Raw genomic sequence first — 12176 nt, forward strand, 5'->3', positions numbered from 1 at the left:
GGCATCCCGACAATGCGGAACATCCCTGTCATACGCTATCTTCAACAGACAATTGCGAGCGAAGCGCGGCAATCCAGCGATGCACGAGCCGCTGGATTGCTTCGTCGCTATGCTCCTCGCAATGACGACGGTACGTCGGACAGCTCGCGCAGGGCTGCCCATTTTCGCCAGCAAATCCGCGATGTTCCGGGGCTTTCATCGCCCCCGCCCAGCCATTTCGGAGCGATAGAAGCGAGCGGAACGCGAGCTGTATTTCAGTCTTGTTCAAATTAGCAGCTCACTACCAACCAAAACAAAGCTGGGGCCAGCCGTAAATCTGGCTAACCCGGGGGCGAGGGGAGAGAGTGATGAGGCCGGTACGCAAATATCTTCTGCAATCCGTGGCATTGGGGGTCGTGACGGCCCTGGCCACACCCGCGGCGGCGCAGGTGGAGGAGATTGTGGTGACCGCGCAGAAGCGCGAGGAATCCATTCGCGACGTTCCGATTTCGATGGTCGCCGTCCAGGGCGAGGAACTGCGCGACCGGCAGATTGCGGGGCTGGAGGATCTGGCGAAAACGCTGCCCGCGATCTTCGTGTCGAAGGATACGGTTTCGAACAACATCTATGTGCGCGGCGTCGGGTCCGGATCGAATGCCGGCTTCGAACAGGCGGTCGCGACCTTCGTCGACGGCGTCTATCACGGGCGGTCGCGCTATTCGCAATCGACCGCGGTCGATATCGCGCGGATCGAGGTGCTGCGCGGGCCGCAGACCATCTATTTCGGCAACAATGCCATCGGCGGTGCCTTCAGCGTCACCACGACCAAGCCCGATCTCGACGAATGGGAAGGCTATGGCCTGGCGTCCTATGAATTCGTCGGCAACGAACCGGTGGTGGAGGCGGCGGCCGGTGGGCCGATCGTGCCGGGCAAGCTCGCGATCCGCATCGCGGGGCGCTATTCGGATCTCAACGGTTTCATCAGGAATGAGGGAACCCGCCAGCGCAATCCCAAGGTGGAGGACAAGTTCATCCGCTTCTCCGCGCTCTGGCAGTTGGCGCCCGACTGGTCGGCCACGGTCAAGGCGGAATATGGCAAGCAGGATTCGATCGCGCCCTTCGCGGCGCAGCTCACCAATTGCCCGCCGGGCCCGGCATTCAATCCGGCGGCCACTTTCTCCTGTGCCTATGCGCTGGCGACCAAGCAGGAGGCCGATTTCGATTTCACCCGCGCGTCCGGCCCTGGCGAGCGCGGCGAGATCGAGGCTTCGGAATATCTGCTGAAGATCGAACGCGACAATAGTGACGGCGTCGGCATCGTCGCGCTCGGCTCCTTTTCGAAGCATGATTTCATGGTGGCGGCCGACACCGACGGCGTTCCCGCCAATTTCTTCAGCTATAATTCCCCTGAGGATCTGAAGCAGACCACGCTCGAGCTGCGCCTGACATCGCCCAAGGATTCCAAGCTGCAATATATCGTCGGCGGATATTTCCTGGATTCCGAATCCAACGTCCAGACGGTGCTGAACTTCCCCTTCGCGACGGTGCTGCTGACCGGGCCGCTGGCGCCGCTGCTGCCCTATGCGCCGCTGGCGGGTTCGATCCATTTGAATCAGAAGGAAACCGCCTATTCGGCATTCGGTGCGGTGACCTATCCGCTGACCGACAAATTATCGGCCACGCTGGGGCTGCGCTACACGCATTCGGACAAGGACGGCATCCAGTCGGCGACCAATGCGACCGGCAACGATCCGCTCGGGCTTTCGACCACGCGTCTTCCCGCCGCCTTGCAGCCGGTGGCGCGCTTCCTGACCGGCTTCGTCGATCATACGACGGCGGCGACGGTGAAGGGCAGCGCGTTCCTGCCGTCCGCGACCTTGCAGTACAAGCTCGATCGCGACATCTCCTTCTACGCGAAGTTCAGCGAGGGCTTCAAAGCCGGCGGGTTCGATGCCGTCGAGCTTACCGGCATCGCCGATCGCCTGCACTTCAATCCCGAAACCGTCCGCGCCTATGAAGTGGGCATGAAGACGCTGCTGCTCGATCGCACGCTGTCGTTCAACCTGTCGCTGTTCAGGAGCGACTATAAGGATCTGCAGCAAAGCGTGACGCAGATCACGCCGACTTCGGCGTTCATCCGGGTGACCAATGTCGGCGGTCTGCGGACCCAGGGTGCCGAAGCGGAGCTGCGCTGGCAGCCCAATCAATATTTCGATTTCGGCGTGGACCTCGCTTATCTGGATGCGTCGTACAAGGACTATACCAATGCCGGGTGCACCGCCGAGCAGGCCGCCAAGGCCACCCAGGCCGGCATCACCTCCTGCGTTCAGGATCTGAGCGGCCGGGCGCCGCCCTTCGCGCCGAGCTGGTCGGGCAATGTCCGCGCCGGCTACAATCAGCCGATCGGCAATACGCTGCGCTTCAGGGCCGACGCGGTCCTCGCTTTCTCCGGTTCCTACGATGTCAGCGCGGACAAGGATCCGAGCGTGCGGCAGCGCGGCTGGCAGCAGTTGGACGTGCGCCTGGGCGTCGGGCACATCGACGAGAAATGGGAACTGGCCTTTGTCGGCAAGAACCTGACCAATGAAAAGATCATGGGCTCGGCCACCGATGTCGTCGCTTCGTCCGGATCCTTCACGCGGTCGATCCAGCGTGGGCGTCAGCTCGCGGTCCAGGCGCGCTTCAAGTTCTGAACGGGTGCGTCAGGGATGATACGCAGATGAGAGTGGGTCGAAAGGCCCACTCCCTTTGCGATGATGCGCCGGAAACCGTCAAGGATACAGGCCATGCATGCTGACGATCCCGATTGGAATTCCAGGGTAGGCGCGCCGCTCGCATCCGGCGATCCCGATGCATTTCCGTGGGACGATAGCGCCGATGTCGTCGTCGTCGGGCTGGGCGGCGCGGGCATCTGCGCCGCGCTCGAAGCGCTTCATCAGGGCGCCAGCGTCATCGCGATCGACCGGTTCGAGGGTGGGGGCGCCACGCGGATGTCGGGGGGCGTCTATTATGGCGGCGGCGGCACGCGTTATCAGAAAGAGGCCGGCGTCGACGACAGCGTCGAGGAGATGTACAAATATCTGAAGCTCGAAGTGGCCGATGCCGTCACCGACGAAACGCTTCGCCATTTCTGTGAGACCAGCAACGACAATATCGAATGGCTGTCACGCCATGGCGTACAGTTCGGCAGCACGGTTTCGCCGGTGAAGACATCCTATCCCGGTGCCGGATATTATCTCTATTATTCGGGGAACGAGGCGCAGGCCGATTATGTCGATCATGCCAGGCCCGCGCAGCGCGGCCACCGCACCTGGGGCGACGGGCTGACCGGGCATCGCTTGTTCGATCCGCTGCTCCAATCGGCGCTCAAGCTGGGTCTGAAGCTTTATAGCTATAGCGAGGCCAGGCGCTTCCTGCTGTCCGACGACGGCGAGATTGCGGGCGTCGAGATCCAGCATGTCGACGATCGCTCCAAGGCCGCGTCCGCGCTGAAGAAGATCGGCAAGGATTTCGCCAAGGCGTCGACCCTGTTGTTTCCCGAGATCGCGGCAAAGCTCGTCCGCAACGCCAATGCGATCTCGGACAGCGACGGCAGGACCCGGTCGATCCGGATCGGCAAGGCGGTGATACTGTCGGCGGGCGGCTATATCCACAACCGGAAGATGGTGCAGCACTATGCCCCGAAATATCTGGGCGCGATTCCGTTGGGCAGCATCGGCTGCGACGGATCGGGAATCCGGCTGGGCCAGTCGGTCGGGGCGCATGCCGACGGGCTGGAGAAGGTTTCGGCCTGGCGGCAATTCAATCCGCCCGCGGCGCTGGCGAGCGGGATCGTCGTCAATGGCGCCGGCGAGCGCTTCGTTGCCGAGGATTGTTATGGCGGCAAGATCGGCCATCATATCGCCGAGGATCACGGCGGCGTCGCCTATATCATCCTCGACGCGGCATTGAGGCGCCAGGCGCTCAAACAGGCGATGCCGGGCCGGCGGAAACTCTTCCGTCTCCAGGGTGCGCCCGCCTTGATGGGGCTGTTCCTCAGCTCGACAAAGGCCGGCTCGATCGAGGCGCTTGCCGAAAAATGCGGCATGGATCCGGGCAAGCTCCGCCATGCCGTCGATCATTACAACCGCGCTTCGGCCGGGCTGGAGGAAACCAGATTCCGCAAGCATCCCGACTTTGTCGGCCGGATCCTTCAGCCGCCATTCTATGCGGTCGATATCTCGATCCATAACAAGCGATATCTCTGCCCCTCGATCTCGCTGGGCGGCATCGTCGTCGACGAACGGACCGGCCAGGCGCTGGACGCGAACGGCCGTCCGATCCCCAAACTCTATGCGGCGGGCAAGAATGCGAAGGGCGTTTCCTCCCACCGCTATGTCAGCGGCATCTCGCTCGCCGACTGCGTCTATTCCGGCCGCATCGCCGGCCGCTCCGCCGCGCTTGGGGCAAGGCGAGATCGTGTCGCCGAGACATGATTGAAGTTGAGCGTAATCAAGCCTCTCCTCCCTGCGCGCGGCGCGGGGAGGGGGACCGCGACGCGAAGCGGCGTGGTGGAGGGGAAATGCGGTGCATCATTCGCACTGCGCTAATCGGAAGCGTCCAGCGTGTGCCACTCGAATGCCCTTCGCGGTGACGGTATCGTATTTCCCCTCCACCACCAGCCTGCGGCTGGCGGTCCCCCTCCCCATCGACGATGGGGAGGAGAAATCCCTCGTTTCGTAGACCTTGCCTTGGGCAAAATTCCCGCAGACTGGCGTGGCTCTCAACCGTCCGTCAGCGTCGCCGGGCGTTTCTCGATGAAGGCGGCGATCGCTTCGTCATGATCGGCGGTGTGATGCGCGATCGCCTGATAGGCGGCCGACAATTCGAGCAGCGGCGCGAGTTTCATGTCCTGTCCCTCGCGCAGCAGCCTTTTGGCCAGGCGCGTCGCATGGCCCGGATTGGCGGCGATGCTCGCGGCGATGGCGCGGGCGCGTTCTATCAGCTGTTCCGCGGGAACCGCCTCGGTGATCAGGCCGTATTCGAGCGCCTTCGCCGCATCGATCGCATCGCCGGTCAGCGTCATCTGGGTCGCGCGCGGCATGCCGATCACGCGCGGCAGCAGCCATGCCCCGCCGTCGCCGGGAACCAGGCCGAGCTTCACGAAGCTTTCGGCGAAGATCGCGCTGTCCGCCGCGATGCGGATATCGCACATACAGGCAAGGTCGAGCCCGGCGCCGATCGCGGGCCCGTTGATCGCCGCAATGACGGGCACCTCCAGCTCGTAGAGCGCCGTCGGGATCATCTGGATCGCGGTGCGATAGCTGTTGCGGATCGTATAGGCCGATCCCGCGAACATGCCGCCGCGCTCCTTCATATGCTTGATATTGCCGCCCGCGCAGAACGCCTTGCCCTTGCCGGTCAGGATGACCGCGCGGATCGTCGTGTCGCGCGTCACCGCGGCGCAAAAGGCGGCGATCTCCTCGCTATGCTCAGTCTCGGAAATCGCGTTGCGTTCCTCGGGGCGGTTGAGCGTTGCGGTGACGACGGGCCCGTCGCGTTCGACGAGAAGAAAGGGTTCCATATGCGGATCGGCTCCAGGTCGCGGGAATGCCGGATGGCTTCCGGCCATTCGGTAAACTAGATGCCGTCGCTCTTTCCAGCCAATATTGATTGTCAAGATTTCGATAGGTGGTGACTATCAATGGACCTTCGTCAGTTGCGCTATTTCGTCACGCTCGCCGATACGCTGAACTTCCACCGCGCGGCCGAACGCCTCAACATATCGCAGCCGCCGCTGACGGTTGCCATCCGCAAGCTTGAGGAGGAACTGGGCGCGCGGCTGTTCGATCGCGAAAGCCGCGGCGTGCGGCTGACCGATGCCGGCCGCGCCGCCCTGCCGGTCGCGCGCGCGACGCTCGAACAGGCAGCGCTCGTCCGCGATGCGGTGCGGCAGGGGCGGCAGGGGGAACGCGGCGCGATATCGGTCGGCTTTGTCGGTTCGGCGATCAGTGCGGCGCTGCCGCGCATCATTCCCGCCTTCCGGGCGCGTTACCCCGATGTCGATCTGCGGCTGGAGGAGATGACGAGCGTGTCGATCGGCGAGGCGCTGGCCGCGCGGCAGCTCGACGTGGGGCTGGTGCGCCTGCCGCTGATCCAGCCCGGCGGCCTCGACATAGCGGTGATCGAACGCGATCGGCTGGTCGTCGCATTGCTCGATACGCATCCGCTGGCGCGGCGCCGGGTGCTGGAGTTTGCCGATCTGGCGGGGGAGCCGCTGGTCCTTCACGGTCCGGTCAGCGTGCTGCGCTCGGTCGTGCTGCTGGCCTGCCAGCGCGCGGGTTTCGTGCCGCGCATCGCGCAGGATGCGACGCAGGTCCAGACCATCCTCAGCCTCGTCCAGTCGGGGCTGGGCAGCGCGCTGGTTCCCTCCGCCATGGCGCGCATCGCGCCCGAAGGCGTGCGCCTGCTGCCGCTCGCGGAGCCGCTGGAGATCGAGATGGGCATTGCCGCCTGGCGGCATGCGGGGGCATTGGTCCGCAACTTTGTCGCCGTCGCCTGCGCGGCAAGCGATACAGGATCGGTATCGGATCGGCTGAAATGAATATTTGATCGCGGGCGGTGCGATGCCGCATTGCGGTGCCGTCGCGCCGGTCGCGTGACGGCTCGGGATTGGGGTGGGGAGGCGGTTCGCTGTTCGAGACATTGACCCTTGCGGCGCTGCCGGTGGAGGACGAGGCGATCCGCCCCGCCATCCGCGCGCTGGTCGACGATGCGATCGCGGCCATCCCCGCCGATATCCGCGCCCGCTCCTGGCAGGGCTTCGACGCGGCGTTCAGCCGCCGCCTCGGCGCGGCGGGTTTCCTGGGGCTGACTTTGCCCAGACGTTATGGCGGCGGCGAGCGCGGCGCGTTCGCGCGCTTCGTCGTCGTCGAGGAATTGCTGTCGGCGGGCGCGCCGGTCGCTGCCCATTGGATCACCGACCGGCAAAGCGCGCCGCTGATCCTCAATTTCGGCACGGAAGCGCAGCGCGAGGCGTATCTGCCGCGCATCTGCCGCGGCGAGATCTTCCTGTGCGTCGGCATGAGCGAGCCGGGCTCGGGCTCCGATCTCGCCAGCGTCCGCACCCGCGCTGAGCGCACGGAAACCGGCTGGCGGATCAACGGCCAGAAGATCTGGACCACCAACGCGCTCCACAGTGCCTATATGATCGCGCTGCTCCGCACCTCCGGTACCGCGGCGGACCGGCATGCCGGCCTGTCGCAGATGATCATCGACCTGAAAGCCCCGGGCGTCACCGTCCGCCCGATCACCGACCTGACCGGTGACGCGCATTTCTGCGAAGTCTTCTTCGAGGACGTCGACGTGTTGGATGACGCCCTGATCGGCCGCGAAGGCGATGGCTGGAAACAGGTGACCGCCGAACTGGCCTTCGAGCGCAGCGGCCCCGAGCGCGTCTATTCGAGCATCGTCCTGCTCGACGCCTGGGTGCGGCATCTCCAGGCGGTCGGGCGGCACGATGCGGCGACGGCGGCACTGGTCGGCGACTTCACCGCACGGCTGGGAACGCTGCGCGCCATGTCGATCGCCTGCACCGCCCGGCTCGCGGCGGGCGAAAGCCCGGCCGTCGAAGCCGCGCTGGTCAAGGATCTGGGCACCAGTTTCGAACAGCAACTGCCCGTCGCAATCGGCGACGACCTGGCCGGGCATCCGGAGGAACCGGTCGACGCCGAACTGTATCGCACCTTGATGTACGTCACCCATATCGCGCCGAGCTTCTCGCTGCGCGGTGGGACCCGCGAGATCCTGCGGGGCATCATCGCGCGCGGCATGGGATTGAGGTGAGGCGATGAGCGAATTTCTCGAACCCTTCGAACATATGCTCAAGACCGTCGCCGCGCCGGCGCAGGTGCGCGCGATCGAACATGGCGGCGACATCGGCGTGATGTGGGACGCCTTCGCCGGATCGGGCTTTCTCGACGCGCTCGTCGCGGAGGCGCAGGGCGGGGCGGGGCTGACGCTGGCGGAGGTCCATCCGCTGTGGCAGGCGCTCGGCCGCCATGCGGTGCCGCTGCCCGTCGGCGAGACGATGATCGCCCGGCATCTGTTGGCGGCGGCAGGTGCGGATATTCCGCAAGGCCCCATAGCGATCGCCGAGGCGGGATCCGAAGCGGTCATACCCTTCGGTCTCGTCGCGAAACAAGTGCTGGTCGATGCGGAGGGCGAACTTCACCTCGTCGAGGCGGCGTCGATGGCGCCCGCGCCGACCGGCGTGACCGGCAGCATCGCCGCGCGCATGCGGTGGAATGGACTGTCCGGCGACGGCATCGGCGCGGCGCCGGCCGGTGGCTTGCGTGCCCTTGGCGCGATCCTGCGCGCTACGTTGATCGCAGGTGCGGCAGACCGGCTGACCGCGATGACCGCCGCCTACGCCAATGAGCGTATGCAGTTCGGCAAGCCGATCGGGCGGCAACAGGCGCTTCAGCAGAATTTGGCGGTGATGGCGGAGGATGCGGTTGCGGCGCGCATCGCGTCGCAGCTCGGCTGTGCAGGGACGCTGCCGCCCTCGCTGGTCGCCGCCGCCACCGCCAAGTCGGTCGCGAGCGCCGCCGCCGCGCGCATCGCGGCGACCGCCCATGCCGTGTTCGGCGCGATCGGCATCAGCGAGGAGCATGACCTGCAGCTCTTCACGCGCCGTCTGCACGAATGGCGGCTCGCCGACGGTGGGGAGACCTATTGGAATCGGCGATTGGGCGCGGTGCGCCTGGGCGCCGCGATCGGCTCGGTCGATTTCGTCCGGACGCAGCTGCCCGCCTAGAGCACGCGATCCGCTGGAAGCGGGTCGCATGCTCTAGGCTTTGTTTTGCCGCGATTTTCGAGTCGTTCGATGATTCCATCGAACTACAAATCGCTCTGGTCCTCGTCGCCGGATTGCGGCGGATCCCCGGTGATCTTCACCATGCGCGCATTATATTTGAATGTCCTGACCGCGATGGCGGTCTCGACGTGGCGGACGCCGGGCAAGGCCAGGATGCGGTCGGACGCGATATGGGCCAGCGTCTCCAGCTCGTCGAACGTGCACAGCGCCAGGATATTGAACTGGCCCGCCATCGCCATCACGCCGTCGATCTCGGGGATCCTTGCGATCTCCTGCGAGACGGCACGGACCGATCCGACATCGGCCTGGATATTGATGAAGGCGAAGCGCGATTTGCGCGCCATCGCCAGCCCGGTGATCGCGGTGAAGGCGATCAGCCGTTCGCTCTGCAAGCGTTTGATGCGGCCGCGCACCGTGCCCTCGGTCACACCCAATTGGCCCGCGATCGTACGGTTCGAGACACGGGCGTCCTGCGACAGCAATTTGATCAGTTTCAGGTCGAGTTCGTCGAGCTGGATTACAGCCATCGTCAATTCTCCGGCCCGATCGGCACGACGTCGAACTGATATTTGACGATGTCGACGATGACGGACGGATTGACCGAACGGATGCCGTCGATCCCGGCAATCTTCTCGAGCAGGAATATCTCCAGATCGCCGATCTCGCGCAGCGCGACCAGCATGTCGATATCGTAGCGGCCGGTGACCTGGTGTGCCGCGAACACTTCGGGAAGGGCCGCCAGTTCCTGCGCCACGCTGGATGCCGCGCGCCCATCGACCTGGATTTCCACGCGCAGCAGCAAATCGTAGCCGTGCGCCGCAAAGTCGGACACGGCGATGACGCGCAGCTGGTCGGCTTCCTCCATGCGGCGGATGCGTGCCGATACGGTCGTGGCGGTCAGCCCCAGAGCCTCCGCGATCTGCTGGTTGGTCGTGCGGCCATTTTCGCGCAGCCGTTCGACGATGGCGTGATCGGTCGCGTCGAAACTGATGTCCAATTCTCGATTCCTCGTTCGCGCTCGGCGGCGCCCCCTCCTAGCGATGCCTTATCCGCTGGGCCACTCCTCAGCGAGAAAGGCAAGCGCATGGCGATCGAACGCGCTTGCGCGCTCGAGCTGCACCCAATGGCCGGTCCGTGCGAACGTCATGACCCGGACATCGGGGCAGCGTTCGAGGAACAGCCGGGCATGGGCTTCCGGACAGAATTCGTCGTCGAGACCCCATAGGACGAGGACCGGCTTGTCGATTTCACCGAGGCGCGGGCTGAGGTCGGGCGTCCGCATCCGCACGAGCACATCCTTGGGCTGGGCGCGTGCGACGGCGAAGCGCTCGGCGACCAGCGCATCGGAAAGCCTCGGTACGAAATCGGGGTGGACGAGGTTGGATATCAGGCGCTTCTGCTCGGCCATGTCGAAGTCGGGCCCGCCGAAACTGGACATCATCCTGGCGATCCCGGGCATCGCGACATAGGTTTCGCGTTCGGCCAGGCAACCCGGCGCCATCAGGATCAACCGGTCGACGAATTGGGGATCGTCCAGCGTCATCTGCAGCGCGACGCCGCCGCCGAGCGAATTGCCGACCAGCGTCGCACGATCCAGCCCGTGGGCGTTCAGCGCTTCGCGGAGCGTATCGGCGAACAGCGCGAGCGTATAATCGATGCCCGCCGGTTTCGACGAGGCGCCATAACCGATCATGTCGGGCAGGATGACGCGATAGTCGGCCGCAACGAACGCATCGGCATTCTGCCGGAAATTCGACAGGCCGGAGGCGCCGGGGCCGCTGCCATGGATGAATATGATGGCGGGCCCGGCCCCCATTTCCTTGACGTGGATGTCATGGCCGCCGGCGACCCGGTAGGTCGCTTCCCTCATCTCTGTCATCGTCCTCATCCTTGCCGGTTCATAGATAGGTGAAAGCCGGCGGGCCCCCGGCCATCGTGGCGAGGACGTCGGCGGTGCGGATTCCCGGATCGTTGGCGACATGCGCGCGCGCGGCCTTGAGGTCGAGCCATGGCTGGAGGATCGGGCTGGACATATAGACGGCGCGGCTGCCGAGCAGCTTGACGATATCGTCGACCAGCTCGGCCAGGCGCCGCACGACGGTCGAGGATTGATAGGCGAAGAGCGCGCGGCGCTCCATCGGGATCGCCTCGCCGCGTTCGGCATGCTCCATCATCTCGGCCAGGCTCGCCCGGTGCGTCGCTTCCATCTCGTTCAGTTCCGCGACCGCGCGGGCCAGTGCGGCATGGAGCAACGGATCGCCTTTGGACGCCTTGCCCGTATTGGTGGATATGCGGCTGTTCATGATCTCGATGCCGGCCCCGATCGCCGCGCGCGCGCTTCCCAGCGCCGCCGTCGAGACCGCGCGCACGAATATCTGTGCCCAGGGCAGGCGATAGAGCGGACCGTCATTTTCCGTCTGCCCGGGATTGGTGCAGGCAAAGCCGTCGCTCGATCTGTGCGTGCGATATTCGGGAACGAACACGCGGTCGACGAGGATGTCGAAACTGCCGGTGCCCTGCAGGCCGAACACATCCCATGTGCCCTTGACCACCTGATAATCCGAACCGGGCAGCAGGAAGGTACGCAGGTCCGGTGGACCATCCTCCGGGAAATGGATCGCGCCGAGCAGCACCCAGCCGCAATGCGAGGAGCCCGAGGAAAATCCCCAGCGGCCCGACAGATAGAAGCCGCCATCGGTCTTCTCGACCTTTCCCACCGGCTGATAGGTGGAGGAAACCAGCATATCGGGATTGTCGCCCCACACCTCCCGCTGGGCCCGGTCGGCGAACAGCGCCAGCTGATAGGGATGGCATCCCAGCACGCCATAGATCCAGCCGGTGGACATGCAGCCTTCCGCAAGCAGCTTCTGGATCTCGTAGAACACGCTCGGTTGCATCTCATAGCCGCCATATCGCCGGGGCTGGAGGACGCGGAAGAAACCGGCCGCCGTCATTTCCGCCACCGTCTCGGCCGATACGTCGCCATCGAGCGTCGTCCGGCGCGCGCGTTGCTTGAGCATCGGCACCATCGCTCGGGCGCGTTCGATCAACGCTTCGCCGGTCGGGATCTCGCTGAAAACCGATTCGATCGATGCTGCACTGGCCATTTCGCTTGCCTCTCCCGCGACCGCTCCATTGTTCGGTCGATCTGAAAATTCGTAGAATATGATCTAATATAATACGCAAATCTAAAATTGAAAAGTGATATACTTCATTTATATGAATCTCGCTGACGGATTTTTCTGCATGGAGTGGGCGCATGGCTATCAAGGCTTTGGGATATGTTGTGATCGAAACGGCAAGGTCGGCCGAATGGGACGGCTATCTGACCGCGGTGGTG

General features: G+C 64.6%; 10 protein-coding genes. 5 read left to right on the plus strand and 5 right to left on the minus strand.

Annotated elements, in window-relative coordinates:
• The first annotated feature begins 347 nt into the window (after positions 1 to 347).
• Together AC3WN8_RS29735 and AC3WN8_RS29740 are read left to right on the plus strand one after the other, a co-directional pair.
• Entirely contained in the window at positions 348 to 2672 is a 2325-nt protein-coding gene (locus tag AC3WN8_RS29735) for a TonB-dependent receptor (protein ID WP_492673149.1), read from the plus strand.
• A 93-nt stretch (positions 2673 to 2765) separates the two neighbouring features.
• Entirely contained in the window at positions 2766 to 4454 is a 1689-nt protein-coding gene (locus AC3WN8_RS29740; protein ID WP_492673150.1) for an FAD-binding protein, read from the plus strand.
• Between the two features lie 287 nt (positions 4455 to 4741).
• Here the strand turns inward: AC3WN8_RS29740 and AC3WN8_RS29745 are convergent, their stop codons facing one another.
• Positions 4742 to 5542 carry a crotonase/enoyl-CoA hydratase family protein gene (locus AC3WN8_RS29745; protein ID WP_492673151.1) on the minus strand — a complete coding sequence of 267 codons (801 nt, stop codon included), beginning with the start codon at positions 5540 to 5542 and terminating at the stop codon, positions 4742 to 4744.
• A 120-nt stretch (positions 5543 to 5662) separates the two neighbouring features.
• Here AC3WN8_RS29745 and AC3WN8_RS29750 point away from each other — a divergent pair, with 120 nt between their 5' ends.
• The 3 genes from AC3WN8_RS29750 to AC3WN8_RS29760 are packed head-to-tail and all read left to right on the plus strand — an operon-like array spanning position 5663 to position 8776.
• Positions 5663 to 6562, plus strand: a complete 900-nt coding sequence (locus AC3WN8_RS29750) for a LysR substrate-binding domain-containing protein (RefSeq protein WP_492673152.1) — start codon at positions 5663 to 5665, stop codon at positions 6560 to 6562.
• Between the two features lie 17 nt (positions 6563 to 6579).
• Positions 6580 to 7803, plus strand: a complete 1224-nt coding sequence (locus AC3WN8_RS29755) for an acyl-CoA dehydrogenase family protein (RefSeq protein WP_492673153.1) — start codon at positions 6580 to 6582, stop codon at positions 7801 to 7803.
• Between the two features lie 4 nt (positions 7804 to 7807).
• Positions 7808 to 8776, plus strand: a complete 969-nt coding sequence (locus AC3WN8_RS29760; protein ID WP_492673154.1) for an acyl-CoA dehydrogenase family protein — start codon at positions 7808 to 7810, stop codon at positions 8774 to 8776.
• An 83-nt stretch (positions 8777 to 8859) separates the two neighbouring features.
• Here the strand turns inward: AC3WN8_RS29760 and AC3WN8_RS29765 are convergent, their stop codons facing one another.
• The 4 genes from AC3WN8_RS29765 to AC3WN8_RS29780 are packed head-to-tail and all read right to left on the minus strand — an operon-like array spanning position 8860 to position 11943.
• Positions 8860 to 9363: an Lrp/AsnC family transcriptional regulator gene (locus tag AC3WN8_RS29765; protein ID WP_492673155.1), complete on the minus strand. Its 504-nt coding sequence runs from the start codon at positions 9361 to 9363 to the stop codon at positions 8860 to 8862.
• Positions 9364 to 9365: 2 nt separating this feature from the next.
• Entirely contained in the window at positions 9366 to 9833 is a 468-nt protein-coding gene (locus AC3WN8_RS29770; protein ID WP_492673156.1) for an Lrp/AsnC family transcriptional regulator, read from the minus strand.
• Positions 9834 to 9881: 48 nt separating this feature from the next.
• On the minus strand, positions 9882 to 10715 hold the full coding sequence (locus AC3WN8_RS29775) for an alpha/beta fold hydrolase (protein WP_492673157.1): 834 nt from the start codon (positions 10713 to 10715) through the stop codon (positions 9882 to 9884).
• Between the two features lie 19 nt (positions 10716 to 10734).
• Positions 10735 to 11943, minus strand: a complete 1209-nt coding sequence (locus tag AC3WN8_RS29780; protein WP_492673158.1) for an acyl-CoA dehydrogenase family protein — start codon at positions 11941 to 11943, stop codon at positions 10735 to 10737.
• Between the last annotated feature and the right edge of the window lie 233 nt (positions 11944 to 12176).

It is taken from the genome of Sphingobium sp. FW305-3-2-15-F-TSA7 (genome assembly GCF_058787155.1).